Source organism: Chthoniobacter flavus Ellin428, assembly GCF_000173075.1.
GTDB lineage: Bacteria > Verrucomicrobiota > Verrucomicrobiia > Chthoniobacterales > Chthoniobacteraceae > Chthoniobacter > Chthoniobacter flavus.
The window spans coordinates 335,786-360,820 of sequence record NZ_ABVL01000001.1 but is presented as its reverse complement, the minus strand read 5'-3'; the positions used below and the strand labels follow the sequence as shown (position 1 = coordinate 360,820).

The following is a 25,035-nucleotide window of genomic DNA, read 5'->3' as shown; positions in this document are numbered from 1 at the left end:
CGGATATTGATGACCATCCAACATTCCCGCTCTCATGTTCGCTCCCTTTTCTAAAATCGCTCTCCGCAAATCGACGTCCGGTCTCACTCTGGCAGTCCTGATGACCGTGGCTGGCGTGGATATTCCGCGTCCCGCGACCGCGGCGGAAACAGCGGAGACTACGGTGGATAACAAGAGCACGTGGCACGGGTTCGATCGCTATGATTTCGTGATGGATGAAGAGACGCTGGCCATCACACCCTTCAAGGCGCCGCCGGGCGAAGGCGATGGCATCAAGGAACCGGCGAAAGGTCAGCGGCGCTGCGTGCTCGTGGTGCCGAAGGAAGAAGCGCCGGGGCACCCATGGTCATGGCGCGGATGTTACTGGAACCACGAACCGCAGACCGAAATCGAATTGCTGAAGCATGGCTTCTGTATCGCCTATACTTCCGCCAATGCCACGCTCAAGCCGGGCAAGGAATGGGATGCCTGGTATGCATGGCTCACGGAAAAGCGCGGTCTTTCCCCGAAGCCTTGTTTCATCGGCATGAGCCGCGGCGGACAATACTCCTATCTTTGGGCGACCACGCATCCGGACAAAGTCACGTGCATCTATGCGGACAATCCCGCCTGCGACCGGGAGAGCCTCGGGCGACTGGGCGATCTCGCGGCGAATGACGTGCCGCTCTTTCATGTCTGCGGCAGCATCGATCCGCTTTTTCCCGATTGCACGGCGGCGATCGAGAGCATCTATCCCGCGTTCGGCGGACGCATTTCCGTGATGGTGAAGGAAGGCTTCGGCCATCATCCCCACAGCTTGCGCGATCCGAAGCCAATCGTGGATTTCATCCTGGCGAGCGTCGCGGAGAAGAGCGCCCCGGCGCCGAGTTATCTCGGGGACAAAGTTCGTAAGTCCACCTTCTACGGCACCGAGGAAGCTTATGAACATTTCGCGAATGACGAGGCGGATATTACTTATCGCGGACCGTTCTTCACGGGATCATATGATCGCTACCAGTTTGCGGTTGCGGGCATGGATCCGTTTGTCACCGTGCTGGCGCCGCAGAAGGCAGCGCCGGGCATGCCGTGGGTGTATCGCGTCGGCGCGGCGAAGCGGACGGACAAAGTCGATCTCGCCCTGCTGGCGCGCGGCTTTCACATCGTCACCGGCCCCGTTCCGTACAACGCCAATGGCCCGCAACTCGCGCAATGGAACGCGGTCTACAAGCACTTCGTGGAGCACGGCTTTTCGCCAAAGCCCGCGATGGAAGGCAGCGACGCCGCAGCCGGCGAAGCCTACGCCTGGGCCATCGCCAATCCGGACAAAGTTTCCTGTATCTACGCCGAGAACCCGATCCTGCGCAGCCTCATGTCGAATGATCCCCTGCTCGATCACCTCGAACCACTCGCCAAAGCGGGCGTGCCACTATTCCACATTTGCGGCAGCCTCGATCCGTGGCTGAAGGACAACACTCTCGCATTGGAGAAACACTATCGTGAGCTGGGTGGAAAGATCACCGTCGTGCTCGAGGACGGCATCGGACATTCCCCGCTGGTCGTAAAAGATCCGCAGGCCGCCGTGGATTTCATCGTGAGCCACACCGCGAAATGAGATTCTGCCGTGTCAGGTCACACTGAGCGAAGCATTACGCGACAGCGTTTTGGAGTGCGCCTGTCCTCTGGCGCTTTGGGTTCCGGTTCCCGAAAGCGGTAGAGGACTCTAAGCATTACCCACATCTTTGGTCGATTTAGAGACAGTGGGAAATTCGGCAGCGGCTCACTGGGAGGGGCGACTTTCCAGTCGCCCTGCGTCGCGGAGCGACGCCCCAAAAGATGGCGCACCGCGCGTTTGTTTCGGTCGGCGACTGGAAAGTCGCCGCTCCCAAGGCGCTATCTGTATCGACGTCCAAACACCGAGCAAAGATGTGGGTAATGCTTAGAGAGGACTACCGCACTCCAAGAACGCAAGAGCCCTTGGCGCGTCTTCAGATTCTCAAACTCTGCCTAGCTCGCCTTCCAGGTCTTGCTCCAGAGCGTGTAAATCTCATGCATCGCCCGACGCTCGAGCGGCGTCCACTCGGCGATGCGTTCCTCGAGGGTCTTGAATTCGCCAAAGCGTGGGTCGCGTTCGACCGCAAGCTGGTAATTCTCCAGCGCGAGTTTGGTCTGCCCCGTCGCCCAGTAGCCGAGCACCAGGGAATAGTAATCGGAATGCGACGAGTAATTGCTCTCTTTCGCGGAGGTCTCGAAAGCGCGCACCGCCCTCGGTATAGTCGCCGTTGTTGAAATAGGCCCAACCCACGCGGTTCTGCATCGGCGCGTTGTTCTTGAGCGAGATCGCCTTTTTCAGATCCGCGCGCGCGTCATCCTTGCGGCCCAGCAACGCGTAGGTGTAGGCGCGGTTCACATAGGCCTGTGCGTCCTCCGCGTTCATTTCGATCTGCTTGTTGAGTATCTCGAGCTTCGGTGTCGTATCGACCGGTTGCAGCGGCTTCAGCTCCTCACCACGCGCGGCCATCAACGCCATGCTGAGACACACGCAGAAGCGAACAAAGTGCGGGGGAATCTTCATCCGGCCATCATCGCCGAGCCCGTCGCGGAGTGAAGTCTTTTTGAAAATCGTTCGTTCCGTTCCAAAGAGGATCGACCAAAAACGATTTTCTCTTCGTCATCCACACACGGATGACCACAATCCCGCGCCTCCCTTTTTCACTTTCACCCCCTAAAAACACCATGAAAGTCGCTGCTCTCTTCGCACTCGCCTTCCTGCCCGTCGCTCTCCTTCAGGCCGACGACCCCAAGCCACCGGAAGGCTTCCGCGCCATCTTCAATGGCAAAGACCTCACCGGCTGGTACGGCCTGAATCCGCACGCGTCCGCCAAGCTCACTGGCGAAAAAAAGGACGCGAATCTCAAGCAGCAGCGCGAGGAATTTCCCAGCCATTGGCGGGTGGAAAATGGCGAACTCGTCAACGATGGCACCGGCCCGTACGCAACGAGCGACGAGCAATTCGGTGACATGGAGCTGACACTCGAATACAAGACGGTCCCGCATGCCGACAGCGGCGTCTACCTGCGCGGCAATCCGCAGGTGCAGATCTGGGACGACACCCAGGTGTGGGACCCGAAGAACCCCGATCGCAACCCCGACCGCGGTTCCGGCGGGCTCTTCAACAACACGCCCAAAACCCTCGGCCGCGATCCGATTGAGAAAGCGGACAAACCGTTCGGCCAATGGAATACGCTGCGCATTCGCCAGATCGGCGCGCGCACCTGGGTATGGCTGAACACCCGCGCCGTGGTCCAGGGCGCGCCGATGGAGAACTATTGGGACAAAGGCCAGCCCTTTCCCGCCAAAGGCCCGATCATGCTCCAGACGCATGGCGGCGAGATTCGCTGGCGCAACGTTTTCGTTCACCAGATCAACGCCGAGGAAGGAAAGAAATTTCTCGCCGCAAATCCCGAGCTCCCAACCCCCACCGCTTACGACGTCGCCTACGGCCCGCATCGCAAGCAAGTGATGCACTTCTGGAAAGCCGAATCCGACAAGCCGACCCCGCTGCTTTTCTTCATCCACGGCGGTGGCTGGATGGGCGGTGGTCGCCTGAGCGGGCTCAGCGGCATGCTCCCCCAGATGCTCAAGGCCGGAATCTCCGTCGTCTCCGTCGAATACCGCTTTATCCCCGAAGCCACCGCCGACGGCGAAGTGCCTCCGGTGAATGGTCCGCTGCACGACGCCGCACGCGCCCTGCAGTTCGTCCGCAGCAAGGCCGCGGAGTGGAACATTGACAAGGAACGCATCGGTGCGAGCGGTGGTTCAGCCGGCGCCTGCACTTCGCTGTGGCTGGCCTTCCATCCGGATATGGCCGATCCGAAGAGCGCCGACCCCGTGGCCCACGAATCCACCCGCCTCTGGTGCGCCGCGGTGAGCGCGCCGCAGACGACGCTCGATCCGAAGCAGATGAAAGAATGGACGCCGAACAGCACCTACGGCGGGCATGCCTTCTTCTTCGTCGCCGATCCGGCAAAGAAGATCACGCAATTCGACGCCTTCCTCGCCGGCCGGGACACGATCCTGCCGTGGATCCAGGAGTATTCCCCCTACGCGCTGGTCTCGTCGGATGATCCGCCGATTTACATGAACTTCGGCGCGCCACCGGCGCTCGGCCAACCGCAGAAGGACCCGACGCACACCGCCAACTTCGGCGTGAAGCTGCAGGAACATTGCCAGGAATTCGGTGTCCCGTGCGAACTCGTCTACCCCGGCGCACCCGGCGTGAAACACGCCACGATCCAGGACTATCTCATCGACAAACTGAAGGCCCCCTCGGCGAAATAAGCGCCGGATCTTACTTCAGCCCGCTGTATTTCTTCAGCGTGAACTTGTAGGTCAGGCCGTCGACCTTCGTTTCCTCCTGCACATTGCCGACATCCGGCGCCTGCCAGTAGGTACCGCTCAATTTCCCATCATCCGATTTGTAGCTGATCTTCATGCAATCATCGTAGGTCTTGTCTCCAATCTTCAGTGACTCCTTCGCCTCCACCGTGCTGACGATGAGCTGACCAAAGATGTTCGTCTTCCACGTCGCGCCGACACTGAGCGGGATCGCCTCTTCCATGTGCTCCTGCTTGGTCTTGTCCAGCGCGCTGAAGGCGTAAATTCCATTCGCCGCTTTGCGCCGATACATCGTGAATTCCTTCATCTTTTCGATGCCGGTGAAGCTCGTGGTGACGACGAAATAAGTGTGTCCCTCGATCTTATCCGTGCCAGTGATCTCGCGCACCGCAGTCCCCTGGACTTTCTGGCCACCCGGCGTCGTCATCTCCACGTCCACATCCCAGCGCAACCCGACGGCCAGCGGATTATAAAGATCCCGTTCAGCACGCGCCACGATCACGCCGCAAAGCAGGAGTAGGAGAGGAAGGAAGAAACGTCGCATCATAGGGGCGGCGAGACTAGCACGCGTCCGACCTGTTCGAAGCGAATTTTTTCGAAACCGGGCGCGGGCAAAATGAGCGGCTGATCCATCCGCCGCCACGGACCATTCGGTGCATCCGCCACGGCCACGCCGACCCGCTGGTTATTGCGCTGGATGCAATGTGTTAGGCAAATAGCGAAGCGCTGGCCCGAAGCTCTACTTCGACTTCTGCTTTTCCAAGGCGGCGGAGATCGACTTCGTCACCGAGTCAGTGAGCAAGGCCACGCCCGCCGGCTTCCAGTGAAACATATCGCCCGCCGCGAGCGGCAGATTCTTCGCCATCAAGCCGGCGAGATCATCGATCTCCACGCCCGCGGATTTCATCACTTCCAGCGCCATGCGATTGTGCTCTTCGATGGTCGGCTGGATGTCCGGGTTCAACTTATCCGGCTCACCCTTCACGGTCACCGGCGTGATCGTCGCCCAGATGAGCGTGGCTTGCGGGGCATCCTTGCGCAGGTTCTCCACGAGTTGCCGCGTGAGCGGCTCATATTGCCCTTCGGGAATGCGGCCCTTTTGCCAGCCATGCAGGCCGAGATTGAAATGGACGACCGCATACTTCTGCCACGCGAGGATGGCCGCGAGGGTCTTCGGCAGGGACTTGTCGGCCTGCGTGGTCGGCGTAATCCACGCGTCGATATTGGCTTTACCCGCCAGCGCTTTCCGCGTCGGTTCGAGGTAACTATTCGTGATCGAATCGCCAATGAGAAGCACCCGCGGCAGGCTGGGATCGGTGACCGTGGCCTCGCGCAAACTCCAGCTGCCGCCCTTCGGTGGAAGATTGGGATCGGACTCCTTTTGCTGCGGAATCGCCGGAGCCTCAGCATGGAGGCAGGTGCCGGAACCAAGAGCGAGCACGGCGATGGCCAGACAACGGAAAAGAGATCGGGAGAACATAAGGCCGCAGAGCATCGGATGCGACCGCACGAAATGGAAGACTGTCTTGCCGAAACCGCGAGCAGTCTTATTCAAACCGCGCCTCGATGATCGAAAAATCGTCATCGAGTTGCGAGGATCCGCGCAGTTCCCGGGCGCGCTCGAACAAGCCATCCATAATATTCACATCGCGTTGTCCCAACTCAGCCACGTAGGTGACGCACTCAGGCAAGTTCCACACCGTTTTCTTCTCCCGGCGAATTTCAAAAATGCCATCACTGAAAATGAGCAGACGCGCGCCTGCGGGAACGGGGTGCGACGATGCCGGAAACTCGAACCCACGGGCCACGCCCATCACCGTGCCAGTTGCCGGCAGGAGCAGCGGTTCGCCCACACCGGGTAGGAGGACCACCGCAGCCGGATGCCCGCCCGCCGCGTAGGCGAGCTGGCGGGCGGAGACTTGATACACGCCGTACCAGATCGTGAAGAACTTGTACCCATGCTGCGCCCCCTGGAAGGTCTCGTTGAGCTTCGCCAACACCTGCTCAGGTCGTTTCATATCCGCACCACGCAATGAACCGGCGCGAATCACATTGTGCATCGTGACCGAGAGCATCGCCGAGTCGAGGCCATGTCCCGTGACGTCGATGAGATAGAGCGCGAGATGATCCGGATCGAGCCAGTGGAAGCCCAGCGTGTCGCCGCCGAGCGTGGACGACGGGATGTAGCGCCAGTCTACCGAGACCGCTCCCCGCAGCGGCGGAGGAATGCAGCCGAGCACATATTTAACACCTCCCTCCAATTCCGCCCGCATCCGTTCGTTGCCCAACTCCTTGAGCAGCGCCGCGGCGTCGACCATATCAGGCATCTCAAAGCCCTCGGTAAACCCGCTAAAAAGAGCAGTGAGCGCGCGGAAGGCTTCCTCACTGCGGCCCTGCCGCTGACGCAACCGGGCAAGACTCATTCTGGCCCGGAGTTCCCACGCACGACTTCGCTGGGCGCGCGCGATTTCGATGGCCCGGCGGAAACAGCGCTCCGCCGGCGCCTGGTCATCCGCCTCGGCCAGCAGCAATTCGCCCTGCAGCCGATGCAACTCGGCCTCCTGAAAACGCTCGTCATTTTTCTCCACCAACGCAAGGGCCTCCTGCAGCGCCTGCTGCGCTTCCGAAAAGCGACTCGCACGCGTCAACGCCTCGCCGAGAATGCCAAGATAGTAGGAAAGCCCCAGCCCTGCACCGGTGGCGCGGTAAGCGTCGAGACCTTCACGAAATTGACGCAGCCCCACCTCGGTGCGTCCCAGGAGCAGCAGCCCTGCCGCGGAGTAAAGCGTGCCCGAGGCCTGCCAGAAAAGGAAACCCTGCTCGATCGCGATGCGCCGCTGCTCCTCACCGGCATCATGCGTTTTCCCTCCGAGGCGGCAGTGCTGATGCAACCAACCGGTGTGGTGCCAGGCATATTCGACGCTAAAGGGCTGATTCAGCGTGGCCGCGAGATCGCGCGCCTCCCGGTTCATGCGCAACGCCTGCTCCGCCTCGCCGAGATGCCACATGGCGAGCGCCAGGTAGCAGCGATGAATCACGCCGCCATCTTCCCCCGTGAGCGCCGCCCAAAACGCCGTGCGCTCACGATCATCGTACTTATCGAGCGCCTGCGCACAGCAATCCCGCGCCCCGGCAAAATCCCCACGATAGAGCAGGGTGAGCCCGCGCAGAAAAAGCGCCTCCATCAGCAATCCGGGATCGCCGATCCGCTCCGCAAACGCCACCGCATCAGCCGCGAGCTGGGTGCACAGCCGAAAATCGCCCCGCACGAGGTGAAAGGCAAAATGCCCGCGCAGCATGGTAAAAATCTGCGGCGTATCCCCCACCAGCTCGCATAACTCGCGCGCCCGATGAAAGACCGGTCCCACCTCCGGCGCCGCATACCCGCGAGCGGCAATGTAAGCGGTGCCAAGTGGCCCCAGCAGCGCCAGCTCCAGCGCGTCGCGCCGCGGCGCAGGCTCCAGCGTGGCCAGCAGTTCCCGGCCGCGTGTGAAATGCGCGATCGCTTCCACATTGGCAAACTGCTCGCGCGCCCGGAGACCCGCTTTCAGCCAGTAGTTAACCGCCTTCTCCATCAATCCCGCCTCGGTGAAATGCAGCGCGATCAATTCCGGCTGCTCCTCGGCGGATCGCGGAAACTGGCTCTCCATGACCTCGGCCACCTGGCGGTGAAATTGCTGGCGCTTCGTCTCGTCGAGCGCGGAGCGCAGGGCTTCCTCCAGTAGCGCGTGTTTGAATTGATACGCGCAGCGCGGCGGCTGCCCCTTCACGTAGAGAATTTCCGCGCCCGCCAGTTTGTCCAATTCCGCCTGGAGCGTGAGCTCATCCACCGAACTGACCGCGGCGAGCATTTCGTAATGAAACTCCCGGCCCAAGGTCGCCGCCAGTTGGGCGACCTCGCAGTTGCTCGACATCAGATCCAGCCGCCCCATGACGAGCTCCTGCAAAGTCGCGGGCATTTCACGCGCGCCGGCCGCGCCGCGGTTTGTTTTTCCGTCCGGAGATGCCGTCTGCGCAGACTCGCGAATCATGCGGCTGAATTCCTCGACCAACAGCGGCACGCCGCCGGTGCGCTCGTAGACTTGAGTCACCAGCGACTCCGGCACCGGCCGGCCGGCCTCGTTGCGCACCAAAGCCGCTACCTGTCGCCGGGTGAGGCGATTCAGCGCGAGGCTGGTCTGGTGCGCCATCGCCGGCCAGGGCGTCTTGAATTCGGGACGAAACGTCAGCAACGTCAGGATGCGATCATGCAACCCTTCGGCGATGAATTCGCCGAGAAACTCGAGCGTGGAAGCATCGATCCAGTGCAGGTCCTCGATCACAAACAGGATCGGCTGCCGTGCCGCGCAAGCGCGCAGCCAGTGCCGCAAAGCGCGAAACATTTCCTCCCGTTCGCGAATGGCGGGCAAACCTGGGGAGGGATAGCGCTCGTCCGCGGGCAGGAAAAGCAGCTTGGCAAAAAGCGCGACGATTTCCGGACGGACGAGGTCGTACTCCTCGAGATACCGCGCCAGGCGATCAAATCGCGCCGATGTCGATTCATCCCGCGCAAACCCCAGCGCCCGGGCGAAATACTGGGCCGCCGGGTACAAGCCGGTGTTTTGAAAACGTTGCTCGCAACGCCACTCGACGACGCTCGAGGCCGAACTCGCGGCGGCACTTTCCGCCGCTGAACTCCGGGCAATGTCTTCGACGGTGCGCACGAGACGCGACTTACCCAATCCCGCTTCGCCCACCAGGAGCACCACCTGGCCCATCCCCTCCTCGGCCTGTTCCCAGCGGTCGCGCAGCAGGCTCACTTCGGTATCCCGGCCGGTGAGCGGCGTGAGCGCCGGGGGCGGATCGAAGGCGTGCGTGGGACGAGGCTCAAAGGTATCAAGTTCCCTGACCCGTTGCTGCGGGCTGCTCGGTTCGGCGACATCGTCCGATTTCATGGGTTCCGCTGTGCCAGCGTGCACTCTGGATGTGACTTTGCAACATCCATATCCGCGCGAGAGCGTCAGGGGATGCCGCGCGCCTTTGGCGTGACAGTGGCGCTGGCTGGCCGTATGCAGGTGGCGACAACCGCATGACCGAGCCCACCCTGAAAGTCCGCGTCCGCATCATGAATGACGAGCAGATCGCCTTCGGACCTGGCAAAGCGCAGTTACTGGAATCGCTGCTCGCGACCGGCAGCCTTAACCGCACGGCCTCCCTGATGAAGATGTCCTACGTCAAGGCTCTGTCGCTGGCGCGGACCATGAACGAACAATTCGCGCAGCCGCTCGTGGAGCTGGCCCGCGGCGGCAAGCAGGGCGGCGGCACGCACGTCACCGAACTCGGCCGCAAAGTGCTGGCGGAATATCAAGCCATGGCCGACGCAACGGAAAAAGCCGCGCGCCCCTCATGGCTGCGCCTGCGGAAGCTGCTGCGCGCCTAGCGTGGGCGGACGGGAAAAAGTAATCAGTGATCAGTATTTAGTAATCAGTAAGGAAGAAGCCCCGCGCCACTGATTACTGATTACTGATCCCCTTCACACCCTCTTCCTCACCCGGCACGTGAATGGGGTGATACAGCGGAATGCCACCGGGCGCTTTGCGTCCATAATCGAGGAGAAATTTCTGCCCAGGATCACCAGTCAGCCAATCGGCCAGAACTCGCGCTCCAGCGGCGTTCGCCTGCGGGAACTTCTGCGGATTGACCTCGACGACCACATAAGTCCGGCGCATTTCGGGATCGCCCTGCACGAGCACTTCCATCTTGCCCAGCGCCATTTTGCCATAGGTGATCGGAAGGCGCCCGACGACCACGTAGGCCTGCTTCTTTTCCGCAAAGGCCACGATGTTTTCCGGCAAATCACTTTCATCTTTCAGCAGCCAGTCGCCCTCGGGCTTGAGTCCCGCGCGCTGCCAAAGTTTGTGGGTGATCTCCCGGCTGCCCGGCCCGTAGAAATCGACGAACGGTGCATGGGCCGCGGCGATTTTCTTTAACGCGGCCGCGCCATCCTTCATCCCGCGGATTCCGGCCGGATCGCTCGGCGGCCCGACGATCGTGTGTTCGTTGCGCGCCCACGGGCGCAGATTCACGCCATAGCCATCGGCCACCAGATCCGTCGTCTTGTCTGCGCTGTGCATGGTGAGCAGATCGATCTCCCCGCGCTTGAACGGGGCGGAAAGCACATCCTTCGGTCCCGTGATCACGAGCAGCGTTTTCCAGCCCGTGTCCGCTTCAAATTTGGTGGCAAGCTCCTGCCACATCCCGGTCATGGTCATCCCCCCGATCGCCGCCACCCGAATGGGCGGGCGCTCTTCGGCAAACAACAACGGAGTCCATATCGAAGCCGCCGAAGTGAGGAGCACGGAACCGAGAAAAGCGCGTCGAGAAGCAATCATGGGATGTTGTGTTGGATGTTCGTTCTTAATACTGCCCCGCCTGCGCGTCGCTTGCCGTGCCAGTGAGCCAGGAAATATCCGGCCGGTGGGGATCCCCTTTATTGACGCCGATATAGGTCGCGGAATACGCGCTGACGTGGCCATCGAGGAACAGGATGTTGCCTTGGTTGCGATAGGGCGCCTGGCAGCTGTAAGCCCGCTTCGAGGGATAAGTGCTCGCATACTGACCGGGGGTCTCCGCGAGAAAAACGACCAGCGAAGGCTGCGAGACCAGGTTCAGCTTCGTCGCCTGCGTCAAATCCCAAGGCGAGAGATTCATGTTCATCCCGTAACTCAGGAAGGCTGTGCCGCCGGGATCCTTCGCCCCGGGTCGCACGAAGATCGAGTTGTCACCCGCGTGCGGACGCTTCCCGGCGGCGACCAGATCGCCGTAGGCCTGCAGGCCGAGATACGGCGGCAGCGCGTTGAACCAATCCTCCGGCCGGTTGAGCTGCATGACCGGCTGCACGCCCTGCCCACGCCGCGGGATGTAGCCGTCGTTGTCATTCGCGTAGGCGGCGAGCGCCACGCCCCACTGGCGCATATTCGAAGCGCTGCGCGTTTGATCACGCGCGGCGCTCACCGGACCGAGCACACCCATCACGATGCCCGCCAGGATGGCGATGATCGCGATGACAATCAGCAACTCGATCAACGTAAAAGCGGTGATGGCTCGGTTTTGCCAGGCAATCAGCGCGCGGTGCGGCGAAGAGTTTCCATCCGTGCCGGAAAAAAAGCACGGGCCGCCGCCGTTGTTGTTGTCCGGATTCCCTTTCACGATCGAGGCATCCTTGCTCGCCGGCAGGGTGATGACATCCGCCCGGGCAGAGACCGCGCAAACGACGGCCAGGAGGAGCAGCAACTCGAACTTCACGGGTTTCACGGTCTCCCAATGAACTCTCCGGAGTAGCATGCCGAGCGGAATCATGGCCGGCGGCGCGATCGACGTGCAGACACCATTCCAAGCAGGGCAAAGGTCATTAGCGCTCCGGTCGTCGGTTCGGGCACGGTGAAGGTCACTTGCAACGAGGGCAATTCGCCGGACGTGGCGCCTGCTTCCGCTGCTTCGCGAGTGTAAAATGCGTCGAAAGTCGTTCCGTCCTTTTCATCGGCGTTGATGAGTTCCCAGCCGTCGTTCGTCGATGGGGTATCGAGCCAGCCCTGCACGTCGGAGACGAGTTGCGAAGTCGAAAGCCACGTGAAGCTCAGGCCCGGCTGAGCGTTGGTCAACGTCAACGAGGCGCTCGCCGTGCTCACGAAATCGCCGCCGGGGTTCGTCCACGATGTCTGGCCAAAAGCGGATTGGTTCCAAGTCGCATCGCCGTTCGCCGCCGCAGCGCCTTGTCCCGTGCCTCCCATCGAGGTCGCACCGCTCTCCGCGGTTCCTTCTCCCCACGGGCGCGTGATTTCAAAGAGGCCGATGGTTTCCGTGCTCATGCCGCCACTGCCACCCGACCCGGCGATCTGGCCGACGGTCAGCGTCAATTGCACATTGGTAATCGTCGCGCCCGCCGGGATGCTGCTCAGGTCAAACGACATGAGTCCCCGCCGTGGCGAAATCGCTCCATTGGTGCCGGCAAAAATGCCTGGGCCACCGCCCGCGGCGTTGTTCACATTGTTTTGAAAAATCGTAGTGTCATGCGCTGCGCCGATCGTCACGACATCAGCACGCACGGAGGCCGCGCAAAAGGCAACAAGAGCAAGCAAGGGCGTCCATTTCATTCGTTATATCCGATTGGATATAACGCTCAATCGCAAGCACGAAATACCCAGGTTGGCTCCTGGCGGTACATTAAGGACGCGCCGCGACCGCGCGCCGGCGCCGCGCCAGGGCGGTCATCGCACCGATCGCCAGAAAGCCGATGGCTGCCGGCTCCGGCACGGACTGGGCGGTCACCGTCAACACCGGACGGCTGGCGGGCGTCGAAAAGTTTTCGGAGTTCGTGGTATAGGACACGACGGAACCGGATGGCAGGCCGAGCAGACTCACCACATTGCCCGCGGTGGCATCGGCCAAAAATTGGTTCGTCAATCCGAGCGTCCACGTGTTGTTGCCCGTGGTGGCGCCGTTGAAAGAATACGTGCCGAGCGATTCATCCGCCCCGCTGCGAAAACTCGGCAGCGTGCTGTAGGTGATGCCATCCGTCGTCGGCGTGGCCGGCGTACCCGTGCCCTCCTGCCAGGAATCGTTTTGCATCCAATTGAGTGTGAATTGTCCGGCGGCTGCGCTGTTGAAAAGCCCGTTATTCGGGTTGGTGTTAAAAAGCTGGAGCGTGATCGACGAGATCGTCCATTGCCCAGCGCCGAAGGTGACGTCGAAAGAAGACCTGGCACTGGAAAGGTCGAATTGGAGCAACGAATCGAACTCCCCCTTCGGCAATCCGCTGGCGTCGATCAACAGCGCTCCGGCGGCGCCGTAGTTGGACGACGCATTAGCCGAGGAAACGAACGTGTCGTGAATCGGATTTAGCGTCACGGAAGCCGCGGCAGCCACGCGCACCAATGCAGCAACCGATAGGGCGATGCCGGGAAAAGCGCGAAAAGAATTCATGCGTTATATGAGAGCACATATAACGCAGCGTGAAATTTGTCGTCAATGCCAACCGCGGGTGAAAATCAGCGCGCGCGCCGGCTTGCGCTTGCCACGGACGCGACCTAATCAATACGGCGAAGAGCTGCCCCCGGCCGATTCTCATGAACCCGCAGCCAGATCCATTACCCTTCGACGTCCTTGAGCGGAGCCGCGCAGACTGGAACCAGGAATCGCGCGGTAGCACCAGTCGTTGGTGCATGCCAGTTGATCGCGAGACCATCCAACGCGCGCGCTCCGGCGATTGGTCAGTCATCCTCACCCCGAATATCCCGGTACCGCGTGACTGGTTGGGTGAACTGCGCGAGCGTGACGTGCTTTGCCTAGCCTCCGGCGGTGGCCAGCAATCTCCCGTCCTCGCGGCCGCGGGCGCTCGCGTGACGAGCTTCGATCTCTCTGACGAACAGTTGGCCAAAGACCGGATCGTGGCCGAGCGCGATGGCCTGCCAATTACCTGCATTCGCGGCAACATGGCGGACTTATCGCCCCTGATCGACGCCAGCTTCGACCTCATCTTTCATCCCGTGTCGAATGTTTTTGCCGAAGACGTGCGACCGGTGTGGCGCGAATGTTTTCGCGTCCTTCGCCGAGGCGGTGTCCTTCTCGCCGGCTTCATGAACCCGATTTTTCACCTCTTCGACCACGACGAGGCACGAGCCACTGGTCAGTTGGTCGTGAAATACCCGCTGCCCTTTTCCGACCTCACGAATCCTGATCCAATGGCCCGCGAAAGGTGGCTCAAAAGCGGAATGGCCACTGAGTTCAGCCATTCACTCGATGCGCAGATCGGCGGGCAACTGGCCGCCGGTTTTACCCTCACGGGATTCTACGAGGACAAATGGGATGACGACGCCACTCCGCTCAATCGCTATGCGCCGACTTATATCGCCACCCGCGCGCTCAAGCCCGGTCTATAGATTCGCACGGTCAAGCCAGCGGTCCCAGCAACACACAATCAACCAGCGCACCCCTTTTCGCGCCGGTGGTTCCGGGCGCGATTGGCACGAGCGCATTCGCTCCCAGCAATCCGCGCAGATCGCCGGAACTCTGCCAGGCCAGCGGTGTGGCGCGCAACGCGCCGTCCTGCACGCCGACATGCACCGGCCATAATGTCTCGCGCTCGTTGGGCTTGGCGAGCAGGTCGGCCGCCAACTCGATCTTCGCCGATTTCCACGCCGACAGCGCCCCTTCGATTCGCTCCAGGGCCAGGCGAATGGCGCTTTGAAAGGTGACGAAATGCGAGACGGGATTGCCGGGAATGACGAACGCAATCTGCCGTTCACGCGTGGCGAAGATGAGCGGTTTTCCCGGGCGGATATTCATCTGCGGGAAGTGGATGGTGAAGCCAAGTTCTCGCAACGCCCGCGCGCCGAAGTCGTAGTCCCCCACGCTTGCACCACCGGAGATGAGCAGGCAATCCCAACTCTCCGCCGTGTGCTGCCGGATGGCGCCGACGAGATCGTCGAGATCATCGCCGCAACGGTTTTGGGCCATCAATTGTACACCGGCATCGGCCAACAAGGCAGCGATGAGCGTGGAATTGGAATCGCGAATTTGCCCATGGGCAGGCGTCAGCGACGGGTCGACGATCTCGTTACCCGTCGCAAAATGGAGGACCCGCGGTGCGCGACCGACGCGCGGTCGCACCATGCCGAGTTGGGCAAGCAGGGAAAGTTCCCCCGCCTGCAAGCGCGCTCCGGCGGCGAGGAGTAGTTCACCTTTGCGCGCGTCTTCGCCGCGATAGCGAATCCACATTTTCGTGTCCCGTTCGCGCACGGTCATCCATTCGCCATCACGCTCCACGTCTTCCTGCATGATGACTTGTGAGGCACCTTCGGGAATCGGCGCACCGGTAAAAATGCGCGCGCATTCGCCGGGATGAAGACGCCGCGTCGGTACCTGGCCGGCCTGAACTTCCATGACCACGCGAAACTTCGGCGACGCGTCCTTCGCATCGATCGCATAGCCATCCATCGCCGAACGGTCGAAGGCCGGCAGATCATCCGGCGCGAGCGCATCCTCGCGCAGCACCCGGCCACGCGCCGCGGCGAGCGGGACCGCCTGTGGCTCGAGCGGTTGGACGTGTTGCTCGATGATGGAACGGGCTTCGGCGAGAGAGAGCATGGCGGGTGAAAGGACGGGCGGCAGGCTCTTAATCGTAATCTTACTCTTAATCTTAATCCCTCCGCGCAAGGGAAAGAGTAAGATTAAGATTAAGACTGAGAGCGCGCTGGCGCTTGCCGAGAGTTCTCCGTTACATCCCATCCATGCAAGTCAAACTCCTCGCCTTTGCCCAAGCCCGCGACCAACTCGGCTGGCCCGAGCGCATGGTGGATTGCGAGCCGGGAGAAACCCCGCGCGCCATCCTCGCCCGCGTGCTACCCGGTGCACGTCTCGAGACGTGGCGGGTGGCGGTCGATGAGGAATATCATTCGTGGGATGGCCCGATCGGCAACGCCCGGGAGATCGCGCTCATTCCACCGGTCAGCGGAGGTTAGCCATGGAAAAGCAAATCACCTTTACCCACACCCCGATTGTCATCCCCCCGCCCGTCCTGCCCTCGCGGGAGATCGGGGCGTGCGTCGAATTTCAAGGCCTGGTGCGCGAACTCGAGCAAGGCGCGGCGCTGGCCGGTCTCCACTACGAGGCGCATGAATCGATGGCGCGGAAACACCTCGAACGCATCTTCGACCAACTCTGCGCGGCGCACCCTTGTGCCGCGGTGGTGTTCATTCATCGACTCGGCTGGGTGCCAGTCGGCGAGGCGTCGCTCTTCGTTCGGGTGCTTTCCTCTCACCGCGGCGAGGCGTTGCGCTTTCTCGCCGACGCGATCGACCGGATGAAAGCCGACGTGCCGATCTGGAAATGTGCGAAGGGAGTAGCCGCAAAAAGGCGCAAAAGACGCAAAAAAGGGAGTCGCGGAATGGGAACTCTTTTTGTGCCTTTTGCGCCTTTTTGCGGCTACTCCCTCTTTCAGTTACCGGGCAGATCGGCGGGCGCGTTGACGTTGCGGAAGAGTGACCGTTCGTCCTCGGGCAGCGGGTCGACGATCATGAGGTCGAGGTCGACCGCGCGCTGGATGAGACGTTGCATCGAATGATCGCCGCGACGCAGATGTGCGTCGACCAAACTCAAAATTCCGCGCGGGTAGACGGCGGCGAGCGGTTCGAAGTAATCGCCATTTCGTGGGACGATGCCGCGGCCATCCAGCGTGGCTATTTTGACCAGTCGCTCGAGAAACGCTGTCGTCATCCATGGCAGGTCGATCGCCAACACACAGAGCAGCGGTGTTTGCGTCCGCCAGCAGGCGGACTCGAGGCCACTCAGCGGTCCGCAGCCGGGATGCAAATCGGCGATCACCTCGGTTCCGTGATCGATGTAGGGACCATCCGGCCTGCCCGAGATGAAAAGCTCACGCGGTTGCAACGCAGCAAGGGTCGCCAGTTGTCGCTCCCAGAGCGGCCGGCCTTCGAAGATGACGGCGGCCTTGTCGCGCCCCATACGGGTGGATTTGCCGCCGGCCAGCAGCACCGCGCTGAAGGCCGGATTTCCTGTTGGCGACGACGATGAATTGGCAGCATCTTGCAACACAGCACCGAATGACAGACGAGCCCGCCATCACCATCCAGCATCTTTTCATTTCGCCGGGGCACAATTTTTTCGGTCATCACGGCAAGCCGCCGGGGGAAAATCCGATGATCGAAGTGCCGGAAGTGCGCTGCCTCGCCGGACGCGGAATCGAGGGCGACCGGTTTCTCGATTACAAACCCGACTACAAGGGCCAGATCACCTTTTTCCCCGGGGAAATGTATGATGATCTCTGCGCGCGCTTCGGCGTGTGGGACAAGGCGCCGTCGGTTTTTCGCCGCAACGTCATCACGCGCGGTGTCGATTTGTACGCGCTGGTCGGGCGCGAATTCGCCATTCAGGGCGTGCGCTTTTTGGCCACGAGTGAATGTTCGCCGTGCTACTGGCAGGATGGCGCTTTCACCGCGGGCACCGAGGAAGCGTTGCGCGGCCGGGGTGGTTTGCGCGCGAAGATCCTGACCGACGGCGTGCTACGGGTGAGTGGCAGCGGCAAGGCGGCGGCGGTTTCTTAATCGTAATCTTACTCTTCCCTTGGCGTGAGGATTTGGGATTAAGATTATGATTACGATTAAGATTAAGATAAGGAACTCCCGCAGAACCACCTACCCCTCAATGAAACGTTTCTTCCTCCCCCTGCTCGCCCTCGCCGTCACCGCCCAAGCCGCGGAAATCGATCTGCAAGGCGACTTCAAAGGCCCGCTCGGCCTTCAGCTCTACAGCCTGCGCGACACTTTCAAGAAAGACCCGATCGCAGCCTTCGATGAAACCAAGGCGCTCGGGTTCAAATACGCCGAAGTCTACGCGGCCATCCCGCTGCCGCCGGAGAAGGTAAAGGAAGAGCTGGCCTCGCGTGGCATCACGCCGATTGGCATGCACTTCGGCTACGACGACTTGAAGAAGGACCTGCCCGGCGCGGTGAAGAAAGCGCAGGCCCTGGGTTTGAAATACGCGGGCGTCGCGTGGATTCCGCACAAGGAAGCGGAATTCGGCGAGGCCGATGTGAAGCGGGCGGCGGCCGATTTCAATACCTTCGGCGAGGCGTTCAAGGCCGCGGGCATTCAGTTTTTCTATCACACGCACGGGTATGAATTCAAACCGGTGAGCGAAGGTGCGAGCGACACGTTCTTTGACATGCTGGTGAAAGAGACCAAGCCCGACCTCGTGTCTTACGAGATGGACGTGTTCTGGGTTTTCCTGCCGGGCGTCGATCCGGCGAAGTTGCTCGAGAAGTATCCGGGCCGCTGGGCGCTGATGCACCTCAAGGATATGCGCAAAGGAGCGATGCGTGGCGTTTACACCGGCCATGCCCCGCTGACCGACGACGTGCCGATTGGCACGGGCCAGATCGATTGGCCGACGATCCTCAAAGCCGCTGCCAAGGTGGGCGTGAAGTATTATTTCATCGAGGACGAGTCCCCGACCGTGCATGACGCTCTGCCGCAGAGCCTCAAATATCTCGAGACGGTAAAGTGAGCGCCGCTGAGAGTTGGCGGGCAAAGCGCTGCCTATAACCGCTCGCGCCGGGGCGGTTTCGGGCAGTTTCTGCTGTGCCGCGATTAGCGAGAGCGTCGTCTGCCAAAGCAGACTGGAAAGTCCACGGCTTCCTGCATGGCATCGCTCCGCGATGCACCTTATTCGCCAGTTTGAGTGTCGATAAAACCTAGCGGCCCCCGGTCTGCGGGAGGCTCGCGCCGGCGTCGAGTGCGCTAATCGGAGGGAGAGCCGCCGGCGGGCCTTTGGGCCTGGCGGCAGGTTGCGCTACCGGTGCCACAGGCAGCGCACGTTGCACCGGTTGCGCGACCGGCACAGGTGCTTCGGCGACCGGCGGTTCCGCAGCGGGCGGCTCAGCGGCGGGCGCATCCGCGATCGGAGCCTCCGCGGGCGCGTCGAGAACCGGAGCCGGTCCGGTCGTGAGGGGGCTGCCTCCACGGCTCCAACCCTCGCGCTTGGCGAGAAGCTCGGCGAGCTCGATCGGCCATTCGGGATTGGAGAAAAAATTGTCGCTCCCCGCTTCGCGAAGCTGCTTGTAAGTCGAAACGAACATCGCATTCTCGAGCGAATCCTTCAAGGCCAGCGCTGGGTAGCGGCGCATCGCCTCCTGCTGGGCGCTGCGAGTGATCTCCGCCAGCTCCGCATCGTCCGCGCCACCGGCCTTCGCTTTCGCCGCGGCCTTGGGCGCTGCGGGAGCGGACGCCGCGGAAGTCAGCGGATTCGCCGCGGTCGCCGGCACTTCCTTGGCCACGGCTTTCGGGTCGACGACTTCGACCACACTGGAGGGCAGCGACACATTCAGGTCGCGCACGCCAAAGGCCGTCTCGTCACCCTTCGTCCCGACGAACAGAAACCGGTCGCCCGCCTTGATCTCGAACGGCTTGCCGGCAATCACCACCCGCGAATCGCGCAGGACCCGCACCTGTTTGGCGTCCGCCGACGGCTGCGCCAGTGCGAAGGACTGCGTGAGCAACGGCGCCGGCTCATCCACGCGAAACGCCGCCGACGAGCCCGTGGTGCGAACGGAAACGAACGTCTTCGCCGCCGTAAACGCGCTCTCGAGCAGCGGAACCGCCGCACCGATCAGGCAGACCAGGCCCACCGCAAGGAAACCACCATTGCGCTGGCGGAAAACGTGCATGCGGGTGAGAACGAAAAGCGCGGTGAAAGTGAGCAGGCACGTGGCCACCGAAATCATGGCCTTCGAGCCCACGAGGAGAATCGCGACCACGAGCATGACCGACGCGACAATCAGCAGGCCAACACCCCAGAAAAGATTCCGCGGTCCCATGCCGTAGTCACGCAGGGCCGGCGCATGGACGTAGCGAGGAACGATTTTTTCGTCACGCTTCTTCTCTTTCTCGTCGCGGCCCTTCTCGTCGCGGGTCTTGTCCTCACGCGTTTTCTCCTCACGGATTTCCACTGGCTGAGCTTCAGCCGAAGAGACGGGGAAGGCAGAAAGGAAACGGGGGGGCTCAGGGGTTTTCACGGGTGGGAGAATGCCACAGGTTTTTCGCCTGAAAAGGGAAAGGTTGGGGAAAGTGCCGGGGCGCGGGGCGGAAAGTGCTTAGTGCTTAGTGCCAAAAGTGTTTAGTGGCCGGGCTCACGCCAGATTCTGCCGGCACCTGGCACTGAGCACTTTGCCCTCCCCTACCGGAAGTATTCCGTCATCCCGTCGTAGCCGTGGGTCACATACATTTCATGGCCCATCCGTTCGAAGATCTGGCGGGTCAACTGGAGCTTCGTATCCAGGAAAGCGTCGTCGTGCATGGGGTCGTGGTGGGTCACGACCCAGTTCCGGACGCCGGCCAACTTCATGAGGGCACAGGCATTTGAGACCGAGGAGTGCCCCCAGCGGACCTTCTTGGGATACTCCTCACAGGTGTATTGCGCCTCATGAATCACCACATCGGCGTCGGAAAGGAAATCGATCATTCGGCCGTACGGCACCACCAGCGGGTGGTCGCGGGTCAAATCCTCTGGCGACCCAGTATAGCCCTGGAGGAATTCATTATCGGGCACCCAGACGATCTTCTTCCCATCGATCTCGATCTTGTAGCCCACCGTGGCGCCCGGGTGCTGCGCGAACTCCCACGAAATCCGCGCCGATCCAATGGTCATCGGATTCACGGCGAGCTGCCGGAACTGCAGGTAGGACTGCATATCCTCCATCTGCACCGGGAAATACTCCCGGTCGAGCTGGCCGCGAAAGACGGATTTGAGGTCTTTGCCAAAGCCTTCGGCCCCATAGATCGTGATCTCAAATCCAGGCACATAAGCCGGGGCAAAAAATGGGAATCCCTGAATGTGATCCCAGTGCGTGTGCGTAACGAACAGATGCAGCTTGCGCCGCTGGCTCTGGAGCACGTCGAAGCCGAGATCACGAATACCCGAACCCGCGTCGAAGACGAATTGCTCATCCCCCAGCACCACCGACATGCAGGAAGTATTGCCGCCGTGACGCAGAAAGCGCGCCCCCGGCGTGGGGGTGGAACCGCGCGAACCCCAGAGCGTGTAGCCCAGCCGCGTGGTATCGAGCACCGGGGTGAAGGTCGACGTTGGCAAATCTTCCGTGACGATGGGGCTCGGATATTCCGGCACGCCCCGGTCACCACCGCGGCGCGCAAAGAACGCCTCCACCTTTTTCACCAGCACCGCCGGCTCAAATGGCTTGGTGAGATAATCGAAAACGCCGAGCCGTGCGGCTTCGTCGTGCTCGGTTTTGAAATCCTTGGCCGTGCAGACAATCACGCCCGTGCGCGCAGTGCGATGCTCGTCGCGCAAGGTCTTGAGCACTTCGATGCCGTGCATCCGCGGCATCATGATATCCAGCACCACGAGATCGGGCAGCATTTGCCGCGCTTTGTTCAGGCATTCTTCGCCGTCCGCCGCCGTCTCCACGGTGTAACCTGCGACCTGCAGGGCCTGGGTAATTTTAAAGGCGATCACCCGGACATCTTCGGCGACCAGGATGCGGCCTTTTGTCGGTGAGGGAGTGCTCATACTGGGGATTATTAACATCCAACATCCAACGTCCAACACCCAACATGGGGAGAACATCCAACCTCCAACACCCAACCTCCAACATCCAATGGCGCAAGCGAACTGCGAGAGCGTCCGGCGGATCGGCTGTTCTTCATTGGATGTTGGGTGTTGGATGTTGGGCGTTGGATGTTCTACCTTTCCCCCCTTCTTCTTCCGCGAGAAACTCCCGCAACGCCACGGCCAACCGGTCAAACTCCTCCATCAAAGCCTGCGCGTAGCCGGGGATTGATTCGGATTCGTGCCCACGGGCCGCGTCCTCGAGTTCCTTGGCCGCGGCATAGGCCACGCGTGCCCGAAATTCACCGACCAGCCCCTTGATGCCGTGGGCGGCATTTTCAATCGCGGCGATATCGCGAATAGCCAGGCCTTCCCGCAGATCATTCATCAGCCGCGGCGCGTCTGCGTCGAGGCCGAGATGGATCATTTTCACCGCCAGGGCGCGGTTGCCGCTGAGGTTTTTGAGGAAGGCGGCGGAGTCGAAGGGAGCGGTCTCTTCAATAGAGGTTTCTCCAACATTGGAGGCGGCTGGCACAGCCGCCTCTACATCGATGTCCTCGACCGCAGCGGGCACGGGTTCGCTGCCGAGGATGAAACCCGGCACCACCGCCGCGATCTCCTTGATCAACTCATGCCGCCGCATCGGCTTGGCCACATAGCCATCCATCCCGGCGCCCAGGCACTCTTCGCGGGAACCCTTCATCACATTCGCCGTCATCGCGACGATCGGCACATGCGCGCCGCTGCCCGCCTCGCGCCGGCGAATCTCTGCCGTCGCCTCAAATCCTCCCATGCGTGGCATCTGCGAATCCATGAGGATGAGATCGAACGGCTGCGCGGTAAACAACTCGACCGCCTCGCGTCCATTGTGCGCCACGGTCACCGTGTGGCCCCACGATTCCAGATTGACCACGGCCAGGCGCTGGTTCACCGCATTGTCCTCGGCGAGCAGAATGCGCAAGGGACGCTGGCGCGGCACGTCTGTCTCGACCGGCTTTTCCCGGCGGCGCGACGACCGGCCCATCACGGTGACGATGGAATCCATGAGTCGCGATTGTTTGATCGGCTTCACAAGATGCGCCCCGATCCCCATCTGCTGGCAACGCGCCATATCCTCCGGACGATTCGACGACGTGAGCATGATGACCTGCGTATCGCGCAGCAGCGGGCTCGCACGCATCCGCTCCACGAGGCCAAAGCCGTCGACGTCCGGCATCATCATATCCGTCACCACGAGGGCGATTGGTTGACCGTCGCGTCCCGCACGATCCAGCGCCGCCAGCGCCGCCGGCGCGGAATCCGCAATCACCACTTCCATGCGCCAGCTTGTGAAGAGCTCGCGCAGGATGAGGCGGTTCGTCGCGTTGTCATCCACGGCAAGCACGCGCAGGTGTTCGAGTTCCGGCAGGGTAATCGGTGGCCGGTCCGGCTGGCGGTCAAAGGCCGCGGTGAAGGTAAACGTGCTCCCTTGCCCCACCTGGCTTTCCACATTGATCTGGCCACCCATCATGCCCACGAGCTGGCTGGTGATCGCCAGCCCCAGCCCGCTGCCACCAAAGCGCCGCGTGGTCGAGCTATCCGCCTGCGAGAAGGCATTGAAGATGCGCGCCTGCGCTTCGGGCGGAATGCCGATGCCCGTATCGCGCACGACGAAGCGCAACCGAACTTTTTCATCACCGGACGGGTCGTTCTCCACCAGCACGGTCACCTCGCCCCGCTCGGTGAATTTCAGCGCGTTGCCCACGAGATTCACCACCACCTGGCGCAGGCGGTGCGGATCGCCGGTGAGCGCGTCGGGCACATCGGGGCGAATTTGCAGCGCCAGTTCCAGGCCGTGCGCATGCGCCCGCACCCCGAGCGCCTGCATGGTGTCGCCGAGCAAATCGCGCAGGTCGAAATCGATGTGTTCCAGCTCCAGCCGCCCCGCTTCGATCTTGGAGAAATCGAGAATATCGTTCAGCAGCTCGAGCAGCGTCTCCGCCGAACTGCGGACCATCTCCAGATATTCCTGCTGGATGGGTGTGACCCCGGAGTTCAGCGCCAGCTCGGTCATGCCGATGATGCCATTCATCGGCGTGCGGATTTCGTGGCTCATCACCGCGAGAAAGTCACGCTTGGCCCGATTCGCCGCCGTGGCCTCCACGGCGAGGTGCTCCGCTTCGGCGGTCTTGGCCTGGAGCTTTTCATTTGCCGCCAGCATTTCCAGGTTATTCTCCACCAGCTTTTGCCGGCTCTGCCGCTGCGCGATGATCATGCGACGCAAGGCATCGGCCAGCCGCCCGATTTCGTCGCGCCGATGCCGCACTGTCACCGGCGCATCGAGTTCCCCCTCCTCGATCGCTTGCGCGGTGGTCGAGAGCTCACCCAGCGGCTGCGTGATGTCGCGAATGAGCGACCAGCCGAGCGCGGAAACGATGAGCAGCCCGAGCACGCCGATGACCAGGGAGAGAATGACGCGCCGCTGCAAACGATCGATACGCTGATGAAGCAAGTCGACGAGGACGAAGCTCACCTTGTCCGCAAGCTGGTAATCCGCATCGAGCCGTGCCGTCAGGGCCGTAGCCAGCGTCGATGGTTCCAGTCGCCAGGTATTCGAGGAAAGGGCCCGTTCGATCGAATCCGAGACTGGCTTGGGAATTTGCAGATGCCCGGCCGCCTGGGGAGCGGCCGTTTGCGCCTTGGCCAGCGCTTCGCTGGCCTGGGTATGGAGATAGTCGATCACCCCGGTGATGCGGCGCAGATCGTAGCGCGTGGTGGTATCGAGCGGCTGCCCCGGCGCACCGGCGGTGAGACGACTCCAGGCCTGCGAAACCAACTCCGCGTGCTCCGGCAATTTCAGCAGGCCCAGGTCCATGAAGTAGTAGCTGCCGGGTTCGGGATCGAGGGTGAGCTCGGAGTGGTCGGCCACCTCCTGGATCAAACCGAGGCCGCTGCGAGCAATGCGGGCCAGTTCATCCTGCGTGCCCGCGGAAGGCGGGGCCTCGAGGATCTTCCGGCAGCGCTCGGCCAGCGCCGCCCATTTCTGGGAAAGCCGCAGATTGGCACGCAGACGGGCATCGACGGCATCGAGCTGGGCCATGTCGTGCTGCAGATCCGCCCGGTGCCGGGCGCGGTCCCCTTCTGCAGCCGTGGCGTCGGAAGCGCGGAGCAGTTGCACATCGTGCAGCACCGGCAGAAGGGCCCGCGCATATTCGATTCCCTGCAACTCATGCCGAGCCGAAGCCACACCTAGGCTGTGCACGGAGGAAATGAGCGCGTACGTCACCACGACCAGCGGAACCAAAAAGACCGCACCCAGCAGGGCGAGCTTTTGCCAGACGAGCAGGTTCTTCATGGAGGGTTGTTAAACAGGTAACGCCTGTTCTGGCACGAGGCGATGGGAAACGAGAGGGCGTTGACCGCCCCTTTATATTAATCGGTGAAGGTTGGCAGCGTTGACCTCCGAGGAATCGGGCGGGCGTGGGTCCATGGATCGATGACTTCAACGAGGATGCGAGCCAAGCCGACCAATCAGAATCGAAAAGAACCTTGGGTCTTCCT

The 25,035-nt window shown here is 61.8% G+C and carries 20 protein-coding genes and 2 pseudogenes; 8 read left to right on the top strand and 14 right to left on the bottom strand.

All coding sequences use genetic code 11. The annotated features are described in order from the left end of the window. The first annotated feature begins 34 nt into the window (after nt 1–34). Nucleotides 35–1,591, top strand: a complete 1,557-nt coding sequence (locus CFE428DRAFT_RS01475) for an alpha/beta fold hydrolase (protein ID WP_006977641.1) — start codon at nt 35–37, stop codon at nt 1,589–1,591. A gap of 392 nt (nt 1,592–1,983) precedes the next feature. Here CFE428DRAFT_RS01475 and CFE428DRAFT_RS39435 read toward each other — a convergent pair whose 3' ends face one another. Both CFE428DRAFT_RS39435 and CFE428DRAFT_RS40855 read right to left on the bottom strand, forming a co-directional pair. Then, complete coding sequence (locus CFE428DRAFT_RS39435) at nt 1,984–2,238, bottom strand: hypothetical protein (RefSeq protein WP_006977640.1); 255 nt, start codon at nt 2,236–2,238, stop codon at nt 1,984–1,986. A gap of 73 nt (nt 2,239–2,311) precedes the next feature. Further along, a pseudogene (locus tag CFE428DRAFT_RS40855) lies at nt 2,312–2,413 on the bottom strand (tetratricopeptide repeat protein); the annotation flags it as partial. A gap of 299 nt (nt 2,414–2,712) precedes the next feature. Here CFE428DRAFT_RS40855 and CFE428DRAFT_RS01465 point away from each other — a divergent pair. Continuing rightward, the gene (locus tag CFE428DRAFT_RS01465) at nt 2,713–4,317 is read left to right on the top strand and encodes a 3-keto-alpha-glucoside-1,2-lyase-like domain-containing protein (protein WP_006977639.1); all 1,605 of its coding nucleotides are present in this window, start codon (nt 2,713–2,715) and stop codon (nt 4,315–4,317) included. Nucleotides 4,318–4,327: 10 nt separating this feature from the next. Here the strand turns inward: CFE428DRAFT_RS01465 and CFE428DRAFT_RS01460 are convergent, their stop codons facing one another. The 3 genes from CFE428DRAFT_RS01460 to CFE428DRAFT_RS01450 form a co-directional block, all read right to left on the bottom strand. Beyond that, the gene (locus tag CFE428DRAFT_RS01460; protein ID WP_006977638.1) at nt 4,328–4,921 is read right to left on the bottom strand and encodes a hypothetical protein; all 594 of its coding nucleotides are present in this window, start codon (nt 4,919–4,921) and stop codon (nt 4,328–4,330) included. 192 nt (nt 4,922–5,113) lie between these two features. Next, on the bottom strand, nt 5,114–5,854 hold the full coding sequence (locus CFE428DRAFT_RS32760) for an SGNH/GDSL hydrolase family protein (protein WP_049975508.1): 741 nt from the start codon (nt 5,852–5,854) through the stop codon (nt 5,114–5,116). Between the two features lie 67 nt (nt 5,855–5,921). Next, nucleotides 5,922–9,308 carry a SpoIIE family protein phosphatase gene (locus tag CFE428DRAFT_RS01450; RefSeq protein ID WP_006977636.1) on the bottom strand — a complete coding sequence of 1,129 codons (3,387 nt, stop codon included), beginning with the start codon at nt 9,306–9,308 and terminating at the stop codon, nt 5,922–5,924. Nucleotides 9,309–9,442: 134 nt separating this feature from the next. On the opposite strand from CFE428DRAFT_RS01450, the gene CFE428DRAFT_RS01445 reads away from it, so the two are divergent. Continuing rightward, entirely contained in the window at nt 9,443–9,793 is a 351-nt protein-coding gene (locus CFE428DRAFT_RS01445; RefSeq protein WP_006977635.1) for a winged helix-turn-helix domain-containing protein, read from the top strand. A 73-nt stretch (nt 9,794–9,866) separates the two neighbouring features. Here the strand turns inward: CFE428DRAFT_RS01445 and CFE428DRAFT_RS01440 are convergent, their stop codons facing one another. The 4 genes from CFE428DRAFT_RS01440 to CFE428DRAFT_RS32750 all read right to left on the bottom strand — a co-directional run bounded on the left by CFE428DRAFT_RS01440 (nt 9,867) and on the right by CFE428DRAFT_RS32750 (nt 13,335). Continuing rightward, entirely contained in the window at nt 9,867–10,745 is an 879-nt protein-coding gene (locus tag CFE428DRAFT_RS01440; RefSeq protein WP_006977634.1) for an ABC transporter substrate-binding protein, read from the bottom strand. Nucleotides 10,746–10,770: 25 nt separating this feature from the next. Further along, a complete protein-coding gene (locus tag CFE428DRAFT_RS32755) occupies nt 10,771–11,658 on the bottom strand; it encodes a prepilin-type N-terminal cleavage/methylation domain-containing protein (RefSeq protein ID WP_237705415.1) in 888 nt (295 codons plus the stop codon). A gap of 50 nt (nt 11,659–11,708) precedes the next feature. Then, a complete protein-coding gene (locus CFE428DRAFT_RS01430) occupies nt 11,709–12,506 on the bottom strand; it encodes a DNRLRE domain-containing protein (protein WP_006977632.1) in 798 nt (265 codons plus the stop codon). 70 nt (nt 12,507–12,576) lie between these two features. After that, nucleotides 12,577–13,335: a CBM96 family carbohydrate-binding protein gene (locus CFE428DRAFT_RS32750; RefSeq protein ID WP_006977631.1), complete on the bottom strand. Its 759-nt coding sequence runs from the start codon at nt 13,333–13,335 to the stop codon at nt 12,577–12,579. Nucleotides 13,336–13,574: 239 nt separating this feature from the next. On the opposite strand from CFE428DRAFT_RS32750, the gene CFE428DRAFT_RS01420 reads away from it, so the two are divergent. Continuing rightward, on the top strand, nt 13,575–14,291 hold the full coding sequence (locus CFE428DRAFT_RS01420; RefSeq protein WP_006977630.1) for a class I SAM-dependent methyltransferase: 717 nt from the start codon (nt 13,575–13,577) through the stop codon (nt 14,289–14,291). Between the two features lie 10 nt (nt 14,292–14,301). On the opposite strand, the gene CFE428DRAFT_RS01415 is transcribed toward CFE428DRAFT_RS01420, so the two are convergent. Next, the gene (locus tag CFE428DRAFT_RS01415) at nt 14,302–15,498 is read right to left on the bottom strand and encodes a molybdopterin molybdotransferase MoeA (RefSeq protein ID WP_049975507.1); all 1,197 of its coding nucleotides are present in this window, start codon (nt 15,496–15,498) and stop codon (nt 14,302–14,304) included. Between the two features lie 143 nt (nt 15,499–15,641). Between CFE428DRAFT_RS01415 and CFE428DRAFT_RS01410 the strand changes: the two genes are divergently transcribed. Both CFE428DRAFT_RS01410 and CFE428DRAFT_RS40850 read left to right on the top strand, forming a co-directional pair. Further along, nucleotides 15,642–15,872, top strand: a complete 231-nt coding sequence (locus tag CFE428DRAFT_RS01410; protein WP_006977628.1) for a MoaD/ThiS family protein — start codon at nt 15,642–15,644, stop codon at nt 15,870–15,872. Nucleotides 15,873–15,874: 2 nt separating this feature from the next. Then, nucleotides 15,875–16,162: pseudogene (locus CFE428DRAFT_RS40850) on the top strand (molybdenum cofactor biosynthesis protein MoaE); the annotation flags it as partial. Between the two features lie 185 nt (nt 16,163–16,347). On the opposite strand, the gene mobA reads toward CFE428DRAFT_RS40850, so the two are convergent. Further along, entirely contained in the window at nt 16,348–16,965 is a 618-nt protein-coding gene (gene mobA / locus CFE428DRAFT_RS01400) for a molybdenum cofactor guanylyltransferase (protein ID WP_042724187.1), read from the bottom strand. Nucleotides 16,966–16,973: 8 nt separating this feature from the next. Between mobA and CFE428DRAFT_RS01395 the strand changes: the two genes are divergently transcribed. Both CFE428DRAFT_RS01395 and CFE428DRAFT_RS01390 read left to right on the top strand, forming a co-directional pair. After that, nucleotides 16,974–17,474, top strand: a complete 501-nt coding sequence (locus CFE428DRAFT_RS01395) for an MOSC domain-containing protein (protein ID WP_006977625.1) — start codon at nt 16,974–16,976, stop codon at nt 17,472–17,474. Between the two features lie 100 nt (nt 17,475–17,574). Further along, nucleotides 17,575–18,435 carry a sugar phosphate isomerase/epimerase family protein gene (locus tag CFE428DRAFT_RS01390; RefSeq protein ID WP_006977624.1) on the top strand — a complete coding sequence of 287 codons (861 nt, stop codon included), beginning with the start codon at nt 17,575–17,577 and terminating at the stop codon, nt 18,433–18,435. Nucleotides 18,436–18,622: 187 nt separating this feature from the next. On the opposite strand, the gene CFE428DRAFT_RS01385 is transcribed toward CFE428DRAFT_RS01390, so the two are convergent. The 3 genes from CFE428DRAFT_RS01385 to CFE428DRAFT_RS32745 all read right to left on the bottom strand — a co-directional run bounded on the left by CFE428DRAFT_RS01385 (nt 18,623) and on the right by CFE428DRAFT_RS32745 (nt 24,829). Further along, a complete protein-coding gene (locus tag CFE428DRAFT_RS01385; protein WP_006977623.1) occupies nt 18,623–19,876 on the bottom strand; it encodes a hypothetical protein in 1,254 nt (417 codons plus the stop codon). 227 nt (nt 19,877–20,103) lie between these two features. Next, nucleotides 20,104–21,456, bottom strand: a complete 1,353-nt coding sequence (locus tag CFE428DRAFT_RS01380; protein ID WP_006977622.1) for a response regulator — start codon at nt 21,454–21,456, stop codon at nt 20,104–20,106. 133 nt (nt 21,457–21,589) lie between these two features. Further along, complete coding sequence (locus CFE428DRAFT_RS32745; RefSeq protein ID WP_006977621.1) at nt 21,590–24,829, bottom strand: hybrid sensor histidine kinase/response regulator; 3,240 nt, start codon at nt 24,827–24,829, stop codon at nt 21,590–21,592. Nucleotides 24,830–25,035 lie beyond the last annotated feature (206 nt).